The organism is Burkholderia territorii (genome assembly GCF_001718335.1).
Taxonomy (GTDB): Bacteria; Pseudomonadota; Gammaproteobacteria; order Burkholderiales; family Burkholderiaceae; genus Burkholderia; species Burkholderia territorii.
This window is the reverse complement of the sequence record NZ_CP013366.1, coordinates 2,941,200-2,957,433: the sequence shown is the minus strand read 5'-3', so window position 1 is coordinate 2,957,433 and position 16,234 is coordinate 2,941,200. Positions and strand designations below refer to the sequence as shown.

Annotated in this window: 12 protein-coding genes; 7 read left to right on the top strand and 5 right to left on the bottom strand. The window is 67.8% G+C overall.

Annotated features, from left to right (window positions below; all coding sequences use genetic code 11):
- The first annotated feature begins 42 nt into the window (after positions 1-42).
- Positions 43-1,005: an alpha/beta hydrolase gene (locus WS51_RS24120; protein WP_059799485.1), complete on the top strand. Its 963-nt coding sequence runs from the start codon at positions 43-45 to the stop codon at positions 1,003-1,005.
- Here the strand turns inward: WS51_RS24120 and WS51_RS24115 are convergent.
- Positions 975-1,817 carry an EcsC family protein gene (locus WS51_RS24115; RefSeq protein WP_069229861.1) on the bottom strand — a complete coding sequence of 281 codons (843 nt, stop codon included), beginning with the start codon at positions 1,815-1,817 and terminating at the stop codon, positions 975-977. The genes WS51_RS24120 and WS51_RS24115 overlap by 31 nt on opposite strands.
- A 108-nt stretch (positions 1,818-1,925) precedes the next feature.
- Here WS51_RS24115 and WS51_RS24110 point away from each other — a divergent pair, with 108 nt between their 5' ends.
- Positions 1,926-3,521 (top strand): MDR family MFS transporter, encoded by a 1,596-nt coding sequence (locus WS51_RS24110; RefSeq protein WP_060120621.1) that lies wholly within the window; start codon positions 1,926-1,928, stop codon positions 3,519-3,521.
- Positions 3,522-3,555: 34 nt separating this feature from the next.
- The gene (locus WS51_RS24105) at positions 3,556-4,002 is read left to right on the top strand and encodes a MarR family winged helix-turn-helix transcriptional regulator (protein WP_059447877.1); all 447 of its coding nucleotides are present in this window, start codon (positions 3,556-3,558) and stop codon (positions 4,000-4,002) included.
- A 120-nt stretch (positions 4,003-4,122) separates the two neighbouring features.
- On the opposite strand, the gene WS51_RS24100 is transcribed toward WS51_RS24105, so the two are convergent.
- Together WS51_RS24100 and WS51_RS24095 are read right to left on the bottom strand one after the other, a co-directional pair.
- Positions 4,123-4,704 carry a DJ-1/PfpI family protein gene (locus tag WS51_RS24100; protein WP_057926569.1) on the bottom strand — a complete coding sequence of 194 codons (582 nt, stop codon included), beginning with the start codon at positions 4,702-4,704 and terminating at the stop codon, positions 4,123-4,125.
- 161 nt (positions 4,705-4,865) lie between these two features.
- Positions 4,866-6,146 carry an amino acid deaminase gene (locus tag WS51_RS24095; protein WP_059447876.1) on the bottom strand — a complete coding sequence of 427 codons (1,281 nt, stop codon included), beginning with the start codon at positions 6,144-6,146 and terminating at the stop codon, positions 4,866-4,868.
- Positions 6,147-6,266: 120 nt separating this feature from the next.
- Between WS51_RS24095 and WS51_RS24090 the strand changes: the two genes are divergently transcribed.
- The 3 genes from WS51_RS24090 to WS51_RS24080 all read left to right on the top strand — a co-directional run bounded on the left by WS51_RS24090 (position 6,267) and on the right by WS51_RS24080 (position 9,196).
- The gene (locus WS51_RS24090; RefSeq protein ID WP_059447914.1) at positions 6,267-7,202 is read left to right on the top strand and encodes a MurR/RpiR family transcriptional regulator; all 936 of its coding nucleotides are present in this window, start codon (positions 6,267-6,269) and stop codon (positions 7,200-7,202) included.
- Between the two features lie 2 nt (positions 7,203-7,204).
- Positions 7,205-8,686: an N-acyl-D-amino-acid deacylase family protein gene (locus WS51_RS24085; RefSeq protein WP_059545345.1), complete on the top strand. Its 1,482-nt coding sequence runs from the start codon at positions 7,205-7,207 to the stop codon at positions 8,684-8,686.
- A 123-nt stretch (positions 8,687-8,809) separates the two neighbouring features.
- Positions 8,810-9,196, top strand: a complete 387-nt coding sequence (locus WS51_RS24080) for a RidA family protein (protein WP_009691931.1) — start codon at positions 8,810-8,812, stop codon at positions 9,194-9,196.
- A gap of 84 nt (positions 9,197-9,280) precedes the next feature.
- On the opposite strand, the gene queF is transcribed toward WS51_RS24080, so the two are convergent.
- Together queF and ilvA are read right to left on the bottom strand one after the other, a co-directional pair.
- Positions 9,281-10,105 (bottom strand): NADPH-dependent 7-cyano-7-deazaguanine reductase QueF, encoded by an 825-nt coding sequence (gene queF, locus WS51_RS24075; protein ID WP_059447874.1) that lies wholly within the window; start codon positions 10,103-10,105, stop codon positions 9,281-9,283.
- 12 nt (positions 10,106-10,117) lie between these two features.
- Positions 10,118-11,641, bottom strand: coding sequence for a threonine ammonia-lyase, biosynthetic (ilvA, locus tag WS51_RS24070; protein ID WP_059506843.1), 1,524 nt, complete (start codon positions 11,639-11,641; stop codon positions 10,118-10,120).
- 575 nt (positions 11,642-12,216) lie between these two features.
- On the opposite strand from ilvA, the gene WS51_RS24065 reads away from it, so the two are divergent.
- Positions 12,217-16,233, top strand: a complete 4,017-nt coding sequence (locus WS51_RS24065) for a DUF3683 domain-containing protein (protein ID WP_060023406.1) — start codon at positions 12,217-12,219, stop codon at positions 16,231-16,233.
- Position 16,234: the final 1 nt, after the last annotated feature.

Genomic DNA, 16,234 nt, shown 5'->3' with positions numbered 1-16,234 from the left:
TCGCACGTACCATCGTCACACTGTGATGACGGAGTGGATTCGATGAGTTGGCAAAGCAAGTTCGCGTGCTGGCTGCTGCGCTGGCAGTTTCGTCCCGAGACCACGCGCCCGGTGCTCGATCCTGCACGCGCGCGGCGCTTTACCGACCTGAGAATGATCGTGCCGCGTCGCCCGCCGTCGGGCTACCGGCTACGCGAATGCTACGGGCCCGGCGACGCGCCGCTGCGCGGCGAATGGCTCGAACGCGCCGACGCGCTCGCCGCTCGCGGGCCCGGCCGCACGCTGCTGTACTTCCACGGCGGCGGCTACTACTTCTGTTCGACGAAGACCCATCGGCCGCTCGTGTTCGGCCTCACGAAGCGCGCGGGCGTGCGCTCGTTCTCGCTCGACTACCGGCTCGCGCCCGAGAACCGCTTCCCGGCCGCGCTCGACGACGCGCTGGCCGCCTACCGGCAACTGCTCGCGCTCGGTACGCCGCCCGAGTCGATCGTGTTCGGCGGCGATTCGGCGGGCGGCGGCCTCGCCCTCGCGACGCTCGTCGCGCTGCGCGATCGCGGCGAACCGCTGCCGGCCGGCGCGATCCTGTTCTCGCCGTGGACCGACCTGGCCGGCACCGGCGGCACGATGCGCAGCAACGACGGGCTCGATCCGATGTTCGCGGCCGCGGCATTGCCGAAGGCGGCGAAGCTGTATCTGGGAGACGAATCGGCGACGCATCCGTACGCGTCGCCGCTCTATGCGGACTTGACCGGGCTGCCGCCGCTTTTCATCCAGGCAGGCAGCACCGAGGTGCTCCTCGACGATTCACGCCGCGTCGCCGACAACGCGAAGGCGGCCGGCGTGCCGGTGGAGATCGAGGTGTGGCCGGACATGCCGCACGTGTGGCAACTGTACGCGCCGATGGTGCCGGAGTCGCGCGACGCGCTCGACCGCGCGGCCGCATTCCTGCGCCGCGTCGCGGTCGAGCGGGCGGTTCAGCGCGTGGGCGAGCCGTCGATCGCCTGATAAGCGGCCTTCACGGCGACCGGGCCGTACTTGCGCTCGAGCCGGCGCACGGTGAAGTGGCCGTGCGCCATCTGCTGGAAGTGGTCGATGAACAGCGTGTTGACGGTCGCGCCGAGCACCGCGCCGATCGCCGGGATCGACTTCGCGGCCATCTGCTCGGTGACCTGTACCGAGAAGCGCGATGCCACCGTCTGCACCAGCTTGAACACCGCCGCCGAGCTGTGCGCGGCGATCCCTTTCGTCGTGATGTCCGACGATGCCTTCGAAATCGCCTGCGCGAGCGCGCCGCGCAGCACGAAATAGCCGAGATCGGCGTTCTCCTCGCGCTTGTCCGCGTTGCCGCCCATGCCGAGCACGGCCAGGCACTGCAACTGCGTATCCACCGAGCCGAGATCCTCGCCCTCGCTGCGCGCGATGTCGCACACCGAGCGGAAGATCAGCGTGGTCGTCACCGGCAGCTCCACCGGCAGCGCGAGGAAACCGAATGCGCCGCCCGCCGCGCCGGTCGTCGCGACCGCGAGCTTGTGCAGCAGATTGCTCGGCTTGTCCGGCTCGGCGTCGGGCGTCTGCGGCTTGCCGAGCGTGCGCAGCGCGATGTTCAGGCACTTGCGCAGCGCCAGCTGCGTCGCGTCGTTGATCTTGCCGGTCGCGAAGTCGGGCAGCCGCGCGATCATCTTCTCGACCGGCGCGCCCAGCACGCCCGTCAGCTTCATCGTCAGCGACGGGCTCTCCAGTACCTGCTTCGCGCGCCGCAGCGCGTCCAGATCCTGCTCCGACAGCGTCGCCGCGGGCGTGATTGAAATCGGTTCCATCTTTCTCCTTTGCGGCGGGTATCGGCCCCGGCCGTCGCCAGCCTAGATTACTCCGGCGTGCTAGAATTTTGAGATTGTTTGACTCGTCAAAAGTTGCATCAACAAAAAATGGCCGTCCATACTGCCGCCCACCATTCGAGCGGGCAAGTCCTGCCGTTCCGCGAATCGCTGCTGGCGATGATCGGGATCTCGTTTGTGACCATGCTCGTCGCGCTCGACCAGACGGTCGTCGGCACCGCGTTGCCGACCATCGTCGCCGAGTTGAGAGGCTTCGACCTGTACGCGTGGGTCGCGACTTCGTATCTGCTCAGTTCCGTGATCACCGTGCCGATCTTCGGCCGGCTTGGCGACTATTACGGGCGCAAGCCGTTCGTGATCGCGTCGATCGTCGTGTTCACCGGCGCGTCGGTGCTGTGCGGGATGGCCAACGACATGCTGTTCCTGGTGCTCGCGCGCGGCCTGCAGGGCATCGGCGGCGGGATGCTGGTCGGCACCGCGTTCGCGTGCATTCCCGACCTGTTCCCCGATTCCGTCGTGCGGCTGCGCTGGCAGGTGTTGATGAGCTCCGCGTTCGGCATCGCGAACGCGGTCGGACCGTCGCTCGGCGGGATCCTGACCCAGTCGTTCGGCTGGCGCTCGGTGTTCTACGTCAACCTGCCGGTCGGCCTGCTGTCGCTGTTCTTCGTGTGGCGCTACCTGCCGCACCTGCGCCATGTCGAGCACGACCGCAAGATGCGGCTCGACTGGCCCGGCGCGCTGCTGATCGCGCTGTCGCTCGGCGCGCTGCAACTGTTCGTCGAGTGGCTGCCGAAGTACGGCGTGACGAGCTGGGCGTCGCTGCTGCTGGTCGTCGCGGTCGGTGCCGGCATCGGCTTGTGGCATTGGGAAAAACGCTGCGCGCAGCCGATCCTGCCGTTCGACATGTTCGGCAACCGCGCGCTGTCGGCGCTGTTCGTGCTCGCGATCCTCGCCGGCTTCTCGATGTTCTCGCTGCTGTTCTACGCGCCACTGCTGTTCCAGGGCGGCTTCGGGATGTCGCCGAAGGAGGCCGGGCTCGTGATCACGCCGCTCGTCGTGTTCATCACGATCGGCAGCATCATGAACGGCCGCGTCGTCACGCGCATCCGCAATCCGAATGCGATGCTGCACGTCGGGTTCATACTGTTCGCGATCGCGTGCGCGGGCATCGTCGTGTCGACGCACACGACGCCGACCTGGGCGCTGATGGCGCTGATGGTCGCCGGCGGCATCGGCCTAGGCTTCGTGCTGCCGAACCTCACCGTGTTCGCGCAGCAGACGGCCGGCCGCGAGCACCTCGGCATCGCGACGGCATTGCTGCAGTCGCTGCGGATGGTCGGCGGGATGATCGGCACCGCGCTGACCGGCACGCTGGTCAACCAGATGTATTCGAGCGGCGTGCGCAATGCGCTGTCGGGCGATCATGCGCTGCAGTGGCATGCGCGGCTCGCCGATCCGCAGATCCTGATCGACCGCGCGGCGCAAGGCGGTCTCGTCGCGGAGCTGACGCGCGCCGGGCATAATGGCGCGCTGCTGCTGGAAGCGGCCCGTGAATCGCTGGTCGGCGCGATTCACCTGGGCGTCGCGATGGCGGCCGTGGTCGCCGTGGTGTCGGTATGGCAGTGTCGCCGCGTGCCGCCGATCGCGCTGCGGCGCAAGATCGAACCGCATGTCGCGGCCGATTGAACGATTCACCGATTGAACGGGTAGGCATCAGCGCATGGAAGAACAGGACCGCGTCGCGATCTTGCAGCAATTCGGACGCACGTATCGCGCGTTCATGAGCGCGTTCGAAACGCACGTGGGGCAGCCGATGCCGCGCTGGCGCATCATGGTCGCGCTGCACACGATGGGCGGCCATGCGTCGCAGAAGAAGCTCGTGGAAGTGCTGCGCATCGATCCGGGCGCGCTCACGCGCCAGCTGAAGTCGCTCGATGCGCTCGGCTGGATCGAGCGCGCGTCCGACGCGCGCGACAACCGCGTGACCAACGTCACGCTGACCGAAGACGGCCGCGCCGCGTTCGCCGCGTGCCTGCCGCGCCGCAAGGCGTTCCTCGACCAGACGATGGCGCAACTGCCGGACGACGTGCTGACTGCGCTGTCGGGTGCGCTGGCGATGCTGGAGTCGCGGATCGCGGAAGCCGGCTCGACGCCGACGCCGCACTGAAGGGCAGCGCGGCAGGCGGCCCGACGGGTGCATCCCTCGGCCGCCAGGCGCCGGCAGGGCATCCGGGTCCTGAGAACCCGCCGCCGGCCGGCGTTTCACTTCATTTCATCCCGCTTCGGTTTACAGCTCGATACGCGTGCCCAGCAGCGCGAGGAACTGCGCGAGCCATGCCGGATGCGCGGGCCACGCGGGCGCGGTGACGAACGGCGCGTCGGTCACGGCCGCATCGACCGGGATGTCCGCGTACTCGCCGCCCGCGAGCTTCACTTCCGGCGCGCAGGCCGGGTAGGCCGAGATGCGCTTGCCGCGGATCACGTCGGCGGCCGCGAGCAGCTGCGCCGCATGGCAGATCGCGGCGATCGGCTTGCCGGCTTCGGCGAACGCGCGCACCAGCGCGATCACCTTCGCATCGAGACGCAGGTATTCGGGCGCGCGGCCGCCCGCGATCGCGAGCGCGTCGTAACCGGACGCATCGACGTCGTCGAACGTCGCGTTCAGCGTGAAGTTGTGGCCGGGCTTTTCGGTGTAGGTCTGATCGCCCTCGAAATCGTGGATCGCGGTCTTGACCTTGTCGCCCGCGCGCTTGCCCGGGCAGACTGCATCGACGTGATGGCCGACGGCCTGCAGCGCCTGGAACGGCACCATCGTTTCGTAGTCTTCGGCGAAATCGCCGGTCAGGAACAGGATCTTCTTCGCGGCCATGGCTTTCTCCATTGAACAGCGTTGGGGGCCTGTTCGCGCCGCGTGCGGCAGACGGCGCTGCGGCGGCGAAGCGGCCCCGAGGACGAAAGCGCAGTGTACTCCGGCCGCTTGAAGCGCGCGTGACGGCCGCCCCGCGCGGCGGCGGGGCGGTGCGCGGGTTGTCAGAAGAAGGTTTCGACGACTTCCGTCACGCGGAACTGCGGATCGAGGACGAGCAGCTGGCGCCACTTGTCGAACGTCAGGCACGGGTGCGAGATGTCGAACGCGACCATGTCGCCGACCTTCACGTCCGCACCCGGCGGGATCTGCAGGTACGCATGCTGGTCCATCATTCCGGTCACGGCCCAGCCTTCGCTCGCGGCGACATCGCGCGGCGCGTCGTCGCGCCCCGGGCGGAAGTGGCGCGCCGGCTCGGGCAGGCCCGCGTCGAACGCCGCGTCGCGCTTGCCGAGCGCGACGATCGCGCGATCCGGCTCCGGCACCGATTGCACGTACGCCCACAGCTGCAGCGCCGGAAGCAGCCCTTCGCCCATCCTGCGGGCGGTCGGGTTGCGCGCGAACACGTCGGTCTGCGCCTTCTTGTAGATGCCGACGTCGTGCGTCAGGTAGCAGCCCGGGCGCAGCACGACTTCCGCGAAACCGGCGTCGGACGCCTTCGCGAATTCCTCCGCGACCACGTCGTACCACGCCGAGCCCGCGCCCGACAGGATCGCCGGCGTGCGCGCGAAACGGCCGGCTTCGGCCAGCGCTCGCGTGAGCGCGACCGCGTCCTGCAGGAACGCGCGGATCTCGCCTTCCTCCTTCAGCACGCCTTCGTAGAGTTCGATGCCGGCCAGCTTCAGCGTGTCCGGATAGCGCGCGATCGCATCGAGCACGGCCTCGCGTTGCGCGGCGTCGCGCACGCCCGCGCGACCGCCCGGCACGCCGAGCTCGATCAGCACGTTCAGCGTCCGTTTCGCTTCGCCGAAGAAGCGGCCGAGCTGGTCGACGCCGTCGGCCGAATCGACGAGGCAGAAGAATTCGAACTCGGGATCGGACAGCAACTGGGCGATGATCGCCATGTTCTGCCGGCCGACCAGCTGATTCGCGAGCAGCACGCGCCGCACGCCGCCGTGATACGCGGCCTGCGTCTGGTGCGCGGTCGCGAGCGTGATGCCCCATGCGCCGGCGTCGAGCTGGCGGCGGAACAGTTGCGGCGCCATCGTCGTCTTGCCGTGCGGTGCGAACTGCACGCCGTATTGCTGGACGAACGCCTGCATCCAGTTCAGATTGTGTTCGATGCGATCCGCATACAGCACGGCGGCCGGCAGGCTGACGTCTTCCGCGAGCAGGTTCCACTCGAGGCGGCCCGCGTCGTCGAGCGGCACGCTCGCGCTCGGCAGGTTGCCGAGGCCCTTGCCCAACGGATTGATTGTCGGTTCCTGATAGTTTGTAACTTTCATGTCATCCCGCTCCATCATCACTATGCATTGCACTGAAGTTGACATGGAAATGGTACAGAAAGTAGCATCGACGCGGTAATGTTATTTAGTAACATGAGCCGCCACACGCCCTTTCAGCAGATGAATTCGCCAGCTACCCCGTCCGCTCCGTTCGCGGCCGAGCCTTCGGCTTCGGTCGCCCAGCCGGTCCTCGACATCGTCGCGCGGATCGCCGAATGCGCGCCGGACCTGCGCGAGGCCGAACGCAAGGTCGCCGCCTTCATCCTCGCCGATCTCGCGCGCGCCGCGCGGGCGAGCATCGGCGCGCTCGCGCGCGACGCGGGCGTCAGCGTCGCCACCGTCACGCGTTTCGCGAAGGCCGTCGGCTGCCGCGACGTGCGCGAACTGAAAGTGCTCGTCGCGCAGGCGGCGGCGGTCGGCCAGCGCTTCCTGGTGCCGGCCGACGCGCATCCCGAACAAGACGCGAGCCCCGCATCGGTCGTCTACGACGAGATCCGCGTGGCGCTCGCGCACAACCACCAGTTGCTACGCAATACGTCGTTCGATGCGGCGGCCGACCTGCTCGCCGGTGCGAAGATGATCTACGTGTACGGGCAGGGCGGCGGCTCGACCGCGCTCGCCGATGAACTGCGCTTCCGGCTCGTGCGCTTCGGCCGGCCGGTGGCGAGCTACCAGGACAGCCTGCTGCAGCGGATGGTGGCGGCGACGCTGTCGCGCGACGCCGTGGTCGTCGCGCTGTCGGTGAGCGGGCGCGTGCCCGAACTGCTCGAAAGCTGCCGGCTCGCGAAGCGCTACGGCGCGAAGCTGATCGCGATCACCGCGCCGGCGTCGCCGCTCGCGAAGCTGGCCGATCATCTGATTCCGGTGGTCGCGTTCGAAACCGATTTCATTTACAAGCCGTCGACGTCGCGCTACGCGATGATGATGGCGATCGACGTGCTCGTCACCGGGGTCGCATTGCGGCTCGGCGATGCGGGCCGAGAATCGCTGCGCCGCATCAAGCATGCGCTCGATGCGCACCGCGGCGGCGGAGACCGTCAACCGGTAGGAGACTGACCATGCATTCGCATCCCGAAGCCGCCGATACGCTGATCGTCGGCGCGCAGCTGTACGACGGCACCGGCGCGCCGCCCGTCACGCGCGACGTCGCGATTCGCAACGGCGTGATCGCGGCGATCGGCAACCTGTCGAACTGGCTTGCCGAGACCGTCGTCGATGCGAACGGCCGCGCGCTCGCGCCGGGCTTCGTCGACGTGCACACGCACGACGACACGCACGTGATCCGCGCACCCGAAATGCTGCCGAAGATCTCGCAGGGCGTGACGACGGTGATCGTCGGCAACTGCGGGATCAGCGCGTCGCCGGTGACGCTCGCGGGCGATCCGCCCGACCCGATGAACCTGCTCGGCGATCGCGCCGCGTTCCGCTACCCGACCTTCGCCGCGTATGTCGCGGCCGTCAACGACGCGCGGCCGGCCGTGAACGTCGCGGCGCTCGTCGGGCACACGGCGCTGCGCAACAACCAGATGGACCGCCTCGACCGCGCGGCGACCGACGGCGAAATCGCCGGAATGCGCACGCAGCTCGAGGAGGCGCTCGCGAACGGCGCGCTCGGGCTGTCGTCGGGCCTCGCATATGGCTCCGCGTTCGCGGCGCCGGCCGAGGAAGTGATGGCGCTCGCCGAGCCGCTCGCGAACGCGGGCGCGCTGTACACGACGCACATGCGCACCGAGTTCGACGCGATCCTCGACGCGATGGACGAAGCGTACCGCGTCGGCCGTCACGCGCGGGTGCCGGTCGTGATCTCGCACCTGAAATGCGCGGGCCCGTCGAACTGGGGGCGCAGCACCGAAGTGCTTGCGTCGCTCGACGGTGCGCGCCGCTACCAGCCGGTCGGCTGCGACTGCTATCCGTACAGCCGCAGCTCGTCGACGCTCGACCTGAAGCAGGTGACGGGCGACATCGACATCACGATCACATGGTCGCAGCCGCATCCGGAAGTCGCGGGCAAGCTGCTGAAGGCGATCGCGGCCGACTGGGGCGTGACCGAGCAGGAGGCCGCGCAGCGCATCCGTCCGGCCGGCGCCGTGTACCACAACATGTCCGAGGACGACGTGCGGCGGATCCTGTCGCATCCGGCGACGATGGTCGGCTCGGACGGCCTGCCGAACGATCCGCTGCCGCACCCGCGGCTCTGGGGCGCGTTTCCGCGCGTGCTCGGCCATTACGTGCGCGACACGAACCTGCTGCCGCTCGAGGAAGCGATCCGCAAGATGACGTCGCTGTCCGCGCGCCGCTTCGGGATTGCGCGGCGCGGCGAAGTGCATGTCGGCTACCACGCGGATCTCGTGCTGTTCGATCCGGCGCGCGTGATCGATGCCGCGACGTTCGAGCAGCCGCAGCAGCCCGCGCACGGGATCGACGCGGTGTGGGTGAACGGTGTGCTGACCTACGAGAACGGCCAGCCGACCGGCGCGCGCGCCGGCGGTTTCGTCGCGCGCGGCGAGCGCGTGCCGGCGAGTGCCGAAGCCGCGTTCTGAGCGCGGCCCCGATCCGATTTGCCGCGTGCGCCATGTCGGCGCGCGCATCCGCAACCGTGCGTTGCATGGAACCGGCACTGGCGCTTGCATGCCGATGCCGGTCGACAACCAAGGAGTGAAACGATGAAGCGATATGGCGTGGGCGAAGCGAAGGGTACGGGCGGCCAGGTGATGCCGTTTGCACGCGCGGTCGAGGCCGACGGCTGGCTGTATGTGTCGGGCCAGACGCCGATGGTGAACGGCGAGGTCGTCGAAGGCGGGATCGTCACGCAGTCGAAGCAGGCGATCGAGAACGTGATCGCGATCCTGAAGGAAGCCGGCTACGGCCTCGAACACGTCGTGCGCTGCGGCGTGTGGCTCGACGACGCACGCGATTTCGCGTCGTTCAACAGGGTGTTCGTGTCGTACTTCGGCGAGCATCCGCCGGCACGCGCGTGCGTGCAGTCGAGCATGGTGATCGACTGCAAGGTCGAGGTCGATTGCATCGCTTACAAGGCGCCGGCGAAGTAACGCGCCCGCGCAGTCCGCTGCGCACAGTGAAACAGCCCCGCGGGCGCGAGCCGGCGGGGCTGTTTCGTTTCCGGCGGGCCGGTGTTACTGCCGCGCGGTCCGCGCGTTGTCCGGCATCGGCTGGTTGTAGTTCGTGCGGAACGGATTGATGTCGAGGCCGCCGCGACGTGTATAGCGCGCATACACGGCAAGCTTCACCGGTTTGCACGCATGCAGGATGTCGAGGAAGATGCGCTCGACGCACTGCTCGTGAAAGCCCGTGTGATTGCGGAACGAGATGATGTAGCGCAGCAGCCCCGCGTGATCGATCTGCGGCCCGACGTAGTGAATCTGCACGCTGCCCCAGTCGGGCTGGCCGGTGACCGGGCAGTTCGAGCGCAGCAGGTCGGACACCAGCGTCTCCTCGACGGGCGCTTCGTCCTCGGCGGCCGACAGCAGCGACGGATCGGGTTCGTACACGTCGGTGTCGAGGTCGAGCCGGTCGAGCGACAACCCGTCGAGCTCTTCCATCTGCAGCTTGCCGAAATCGTGCGGCGACACCAGCTGCACCGACACGCTCGCGCCGCACGCGGCGGACACGTCGCGCTTGAGCACGTCGCGCACCGCGTCGACCGAGTCGAACTTCGATTGCGCGAACGAGCCGAGATACAGCTTGAACGACTTCGATTCGACGATGTTCGGCGATTCGGCCGGCACGAAGAACGTCGCGACCGCGAGCTGCGGCTTGCCGCGCGCGTTGAGCCACGACAGCTCGTAAGCGTTCCAGATGTCGGTGCCGAAGAACGGCAGCGCCGACGTGATGCCGAGCTGTTCGCGCGAGCCGGCGCGCGGGATCGGGAACAGCAGCGACGCGTCGTACTGCGCAGCGTAGACGGTCGCCTTGCCCAGCGGGGAATGTTCGGGATTCATTGCACGAAGCCTTTACGACAGGAAGAGGCGGTAAGCCGGATTGGCGCTCTCTTCGACATACGGATAGCCGAGCGCCGCGAGGAAGCGTTCGAATTCGGCGCGATCGGCCTGCGGCACCTGCAGCCCGACGAGAATCGAGCTGTAGTCCGCGCCCTGGTTGCGGTAGTGGAACAGGCTGATGTTCCAGTCCGGCGCCATCGACGACAGGAACTTCATCAGCGCGCCCGGCCGCTCCGGGAATTCGAAGCGGAACAGGCGTTCGTCCAGCGCGAGCGGCGAGCGCCCGCCCACCATGTAGCGGATGTGTTCCTTCGACAGCTCGTCGTGCGTCAGGTCGACGGTCTTGAAACCGTGCGACTCGAAATTCGCGGCGATCTCGGCCGATTCGCCGCGTCGCCTGATCTGCACGCCGACGAAGATGTGCGCGGACTTTTCGTCGGCGATACGGTAGTTGAACTCGGTCACGTTGCGATCGCCGACGAGCGAGCAGAACCGCTTGAAGCTGCCGCGCTCCTCGGGGATCGTGACGGCGAACACGGCTTCGCGCGCCTCGCCGACTTCCGCGCGTTCGGCGACGAAGCGCATCCGGTCGAAGTTCATGTTCGCGCCGGACGTGACCGCGACGAGCGTCTGGTTCTCGATGCCTTCGCGTTCCGCGTAGCGTTTCGCGCCCGCGACCGCGAGCGCGCCGGACGGCTCGAGCACGCTGCGCGTGTCCTGGAACACGTCCTTGATCGCCGCGCACAGCGCGTCGGTGTCGACCGTCAGCACGCCGTCGAGGAACTCGCTGCAGAGCCGGAAGGTTTCCTCGCCGACGAGTTTCACCGCGGTGCCGTCCGCGAACAGGCCGACCTCGCTCAGCTCGACGCGCGCGCCCTTCTGCAGCGACTGCGCCATCGCGCACGAATCCTCGGCCTGCACGCCGAACACCTTGATTTCCGGCCGCACCGCCTTGACGTAGGCCGCCACGCCGGCCGCGAGCCCGCCGCCGCCGATCGGCACGAAGATCGCGTGAATCGGCCCCTGGTGCTGACGCAGGATTTCCATCGCGATCGTGCCCTGGCCGGCGATCACGTAAGGATCGTCGAACGGGTGGACGAACGTGAGGTCGCGCTCCGCCTGCACCTTGACCGCGTGCGCGTACGCATCGCTGTACGACTCGCCTGCCTGGATCACCTCGACGCTCGGGCCGCCGTGCGCACGTACCGCGTCGACCTTCACCTGCGGCGTCGTCACGGGCACGACGATCACGGCCTTGATGCCCATTCGTGCCGCCGAGAACGCGACGCCCTGCGCATGATTGCCGGCCGATGCCGTAATCACCCCGCGCGCGAGCGCGTCGGCCGGAATGTGCGCCATCTTGTTGTACGCGCCGCGCAGCTTGAACGAGAACACCGGCTGGTTGTCCTCGCGCTTCAGGTAGACGGGGTTGCGCAGTCGGGCCGACAGGTTGCGGGCGGGTTCGAGTTCCGTCTCGAGCGCGACGTCGTAGACGCGCGCGGTGAGGATTTTCTTCAGGTAATCGTGGGTGGCCATGGGCGCTCGCGTGCGGTGCGGAAGCAGACGGTAAAGGATCAATGATAGCGCCAAGGGTCCGTCCGCACGCAAGCGGCATGCCGGGTGCACGGGCGCGCAAGCACGGCGGCGGGCGGGTTTGCCGCGCGGAGCGTCCCTTTTTACCGATTTAACTGCATGGTTACCGACCGGACGGACGGCGAATGCCGGCGCGAAAGCGCGCCGACGCAGGCCCGGCGCGGGTTGCGGCGAAAGCCCCACGACCTGTCCGGCGTCTCACGGGCGGGCCGATCATGGGTTAGAATTCCGTTTTGAATCAAGGATCGGAAGATGCAGAGGCACCCTCGGATCGCCCCGTTGAAGCCGACGCCGCGCGCAGCCAGCCCCGCGGCGGAGCGGCATGCGCGCCGCGCGCGATCGTGCTGATGGCTCCGAGTGCCGCCAGGCTTTGCCGGCCGGAAACGGTGAGTCCAGACCCGCTCCCGCCCGATGCGAGATAGTCGCGCGCCTGGCACCAGAACAGATTTCCCCAAGATTGCGCCCACGCGCTTGCCGACGCCCGTGCACGGTGTATCGGCCCTCCGAGTCGTCCGAACATGAACGCACCACAAGTTTTCGATCCGCATGGCGCGGCCGCCGCCGTCGCCGCCGACCCCGCGCCCCGTCTGCGCGAGATTCCTTACAACTACACGTCCTTCTCCGACCGCGAGATCGTGATTCGCCTGCTCGGCGAGGAGGCGTGGTCGGTGCTCGACGAGCTGCGCGCCGAACGCCGCACGGGCCGCTCGGCACGGATGCTGTACGAAGTGCTCGGCGACATCTGGGTCGTGCGCCGCAACCCGTACCTGCAGGACGACCTGCTCGACAACCCGAAGCGCCGCGCGCTGCTGATCGAGGCGCTGAACCACCGCCTCACCGAGATCGGCAAGCGCCGTCGCGCCGATCTGACCGAGCATCGCGACGACGCGGGCCGTGAACGTGCCGGCCGCGTCGAGATGCTCGAGGCCGCCGCGCAGCGCGCGGTCGACGAGTTCGCCGACGAATTCGACAAGATGGCCGACCTGCGCCGCCGCGCGACCAAGGCGCTCGGCCGCTGCACGCAGAAGGACAACATCCGCTTCGACGGGCTGTCGCGCGTGTCGCACGTGACCGACGCGACCGACTGGCGCGTCGAATACCCGTTCGTCGTGCTGACCCCCGATACCGAAGCCGAGATCGCGGGCCTGATCAAGGCGTGCTTCGAGCTCGGCCTGACAGTGATCCCGCGCGGCGGCGGCACCGGCTACACGGGCGGCGCGGTGCCGCTCACGCCGTTCTCCGCCGTGATCAACACCGAGAAGCTCGAACAGCTCGGCGCGGTCGAGCTCACCGAGCTGCCGGGCGTCGCGCACAAGGTGCCGACGATCTTCTCCGGCGCGGGCGTCGTCACGCGCCGCGTGACGGAGGCGGCCGAAGCGGCCGGCTACGTGTTCGCGGTCGATCCGACCTCGCTCGACGCATCGTGCATCGGCGGCAACGTCGCGATGAACGCCGGCGGCAAGAAGGCCGTGCTGTGGGGCACCGCGCTCGACAACCTGGCCTGGTGGCGGATGGTCGATCCGGACGGCAACTGGCTCGAAGTCACGCGCCACGAGCACAACCAGGGCAAGATCCACGACATCGCGGTCGCGCGTTTCGAGCTGAAGTGGTTCGACGGCGCGTACGCGCCGGGCGAGAAGCTGCTGAAGACGGAGATGCTCGAGATCGAAGGCCGCCGGTTCCGCAAGGAAGGCCTCGGCAAGGACGTCACCGACAAGTTCCTCGCCGGCCTGCCGGGCGTGCAGAAGGAAGGCTGCGACGGGCTGATCACGTCCGCGCGATGGGTGCTGCACAAGATGCCCGCGCACACGCGCACCGTCTGTCTCGAATTCTTCGGCCAGGCGCGCGAGGCGATCCCGAGCATCGTCGAGATCAAGGACTACCTGTTCGAAACATCGAAGCAGGGCGGCGCGATCCTCGCGGGCCTCGAGCACCTCGACGAGCGCTACCTGCGCGCGGTCGGCTACGCGACCAAGAGCAAGCGCAACGCATTCCCGAAGATGGTGCTGATCGGCGACATCGTCGGCGACGACGCCGATGCGGTCGCGCACGCGACGTCCGAAGTGGTGCGGATGGCGAACGGCAAGAGCGGCGAAGGCTTCGTCGCGATCAGCGCGGAGGCGCGCAAGCGCTTCTGGCTCGACCGCAGCCGCACGGCCGCGATCGCGAAGCACACCAACGCGTTCAAGATCAACGAAGACGTCGTCATTCCGCTGAACCGGATGGGCGAGTACACCGACGGCATCGAGCGGATCAACATCGAGCTGTCGCTGAAGAACAAGCTGCAACTCGTCGACGCGCTCGAGGCGTTCTTCCGCGCCGGCAACCTGCCGCTCGGCAAGACCGACGACGCGAACGAAATCCCGAGCGCCGAGCTGCTCGAGGACCGCGTGCAGCAGGCGCTGGAGCTGCTCAAGCGCGTGCGCGCGCGCTGGGAATTCGTGCGCGACCGGCTCGACCAGCCGCTGCGCGAGGCGCAGCACTACCTCGTGCAGCTCGGCTACGAGGCGCTCGCCGAGAAGTTCGCGGATCGCGCCGACGAACAGCCGGGCGCGACCGTGTTCCACGTCACGCAGGACCGCACGGTCCGCATCTCGTGGAAGCAGGAGATCCGCGCGGAGCTGCGCGCGATCTTCAACGGCGGCGCGTTCAAGCAGATCCTCGACGAAGCGCAGGCGATCCACAAGCGCGTGCTGCGCGGCCGCGTGTTCGTCGCACTGCACATGCACGCGGGCGACGGCAACGTCCACACCAACATCCCGGTCAACTCCGACAACTACGAGATGCTGCAGGACGCGCACGCGGCGGTCGCGCGCATCATGAAGCTCGCACGCTCGCTCGACGGCGTGATCTCCGGCGAACACGGGATCGGCATCACGAAGCTCGAGTTCCTGACCGACGACGAGATCGCCGAATTCCGCGCGTACAAGCAGCGCGTCGACCCGAACGGCCGCTTCAACAAGGGCAAGCTGCTCGACGGCGCCGACCTGCGCAATGCCTACACGCCGAGCTTCGGGCTGATGGGCTACGAGTCGCTGATCATGCAGCAGTCCGACATCGGCGCGATCGCCGATTCGGTGAAGGACTGCCTGCGCTGCGGCAAGTGCAAGCCGGTGTGCGCGACGCACGTGCCGCGCGCGAACCTGCTGTACAGCCCGCGCAACAAGATCCTCGCGACCTCGCTGCTGGTCGAGGCGTTCCTGTACGAGGAGCAGACGCGCCGCGGCGTGTCGATCAAGCACTGGGACGAGTTCAACGACGTGGCCGACCACTGCACGGTGTGCCACAAGTGCGCGACGCCGTGCCCGGTGAAGATCGACTTCGGCGACGTGACGATGAACATGCGCAACCTGTTGCGCAAGATGGGCAAGAAGAAGTTCAACGCCGGCAATGCGGCGGGCATGTTCTTCCTGAACGCGACCAATCCGCAGACGATCAACGCCGCGCGCACCGTGATGATGGGCGTCGGCTACAAGGTGCAGCGCTTCGCGAACGACATGCTGAAGAAGGTCGTGACGAAGCAGACCCAGCACCCGCCCGCGACCACCGGCAAGCCGCCCGCCGTCGAGCAGGTGATCCACTTCGTCAACAAGAAGATGCCGGGCAACCTGCCGAAGAAGACGGCGCGCGCGCTGCTCGACATCGAGGACAACAAGATCGTGCCGATCATCCGCAACCCGAAGTCGACGACCGTCGATTCGGAAGCGGTGTTCTACTTCCCGGGCTGCGGCTCCGAGCGGCTGTTCTCGCAGGTCGGGCTCGCCACGCAGGCGATGCTGTGGGAGGCGGGCGTGCAGACCGTGCTGCCGCCGGGCTACCTGTGCTGCGGCTATCCGCAGCGCGGCTCGGGCCAGTACGACAAGGCCGAGAAGATCGTCACCGACAACCGCGTGCTGTTCCACCGGGTCGCGAACACGCTGAACTACCTCGACATCAAGACGGTGGTCGTGTCGTGCGGTACCTGCTACGACCAGCTCGCAGGCTACGAATTCGACAAGATCTTCCCGGGCTGCCGGATCATCGACATCCACGAGTTCCTGCTCGAGAAGGGGATGAAGCTCGATGGCGTCACGGGCACCCGCTACATGTATCACGACCCGTGCCATACGCCGATCAAGACGATCGACCCGGTGAAGCTCGTCAACGAGCTGATGGGCACGGAGAAGGACGGCTACAGGATCGAGAAGAACGACCGCTGCTGCGGCGAATCGGGCACGCTGGCGGTCACGCGTCCGGACGTGTCCACGCAGGTCCGCTTCCGCAAGGAAGAGGAAATCCGCAAGGGCGCGGCGAAGCTGCGCGCGATTCCCGTGGTGGCCGGCGACGCGCCGGCACCGGCCGCGAACGGCCCGGACGTGAAGATCCTGACGAGCTGCCCGTCGTGCCTGCAGGGCCTGTCGCGCTACAACGAGGACGCGAACCTCGAGGCCGACTACATCGTGGTCGAGATCGCGCGCCAGGTGCTCGGCGAGAACTGGATGGCCGACTATGTCGCACGCGCGAACAATGGCGGGATCGAGCGCGTGCTGGTCTAAT

Bases quoted from the DNA above. Each gene is read 5' to 3' on its own strand.
- WS51_RS24090 (WP_059447914.1), top strand. From the start codon at position 6,267: ATGAATTCGCCAGCTACCCCGTCCGCTCCGTTCGCGGCCGAGCCTTCG.
- ilvA (WP_059506843.1), bottom strand. From the start codon at position 11,641: ATGGCCACCCACGATTACCTGAAGAAAATCCTCACCGCGCGCGTCTAC.
- WS51_RS24065 (WP_060023406.1), top strand. From the start codon at position 12,217: ATGAACGCACCACAAGTTTTCGATCCGCATGGCGCGGCCGCCGCCGTC.
- queF (WP_059447874.1), bottom strand. From the start codon at position 10,105: ATGAATCCCGAACATTCCCCGCTGGGCAAGGCGACCGTCTACGCTGCG.
- WS51_RS24085 (WP_059545345.1), top strand. From the start codon at position 7,205: ATGCATTCGCATCCCGAAGCCGCCGATACGCTGATCGTCGGCGCGCAG.
- WS51_RS24120 (WP_059799485.1), top strand. From the start codon at position 43: ATGAGTTGGCAAAGCAAGTTCGCGTGCTGGCTGCTGCGCTGGCAGTTT.
- WS51_RS24105 (WP_059447877.1), top strand. From the start codon at position 3,556: ATGGAAGAACAGGACCGCGTCGCGATCTTGCAGCAATTCGGACGCACG.
- WS51_RS24115 (WP_069229861.1), bottom strand. From the start codon at position 1,817: ATGGAACCGATTTCAATCACGCCCGCGGCGACGCTGTCGGAGCAGGAT.
- WS51_RS24080 (WP_009691931.1), top strand. From the start codon at position 8,810: ATGAAGCGATATGGCGTGGGCGAAGCGAAGGGTACGGGCGGCCAGGTG.
- WS51_RS24110 (WP_060120621.1), top strand. From the start codon at position 1,926: ATGGCCGTCCATACTGCCGCCCACCATTCGAGCGGGCAAGTCCTGCCG.
- WS51_RS24095 (WP_059447876.1), bottom strand. From the start codon at position 6,146: ATGAAAGTTACAAACTATCAGGAACCGACAATCAATCCGTTGGGCAAG.
- WS51_RS24100 (WP_057926569.1), bottom strand. From the start codon at position 4,704: ATGGCCGCGAAGAAGATCCTGTTCCTGACCGGCGATTTCGCCGAAGAC.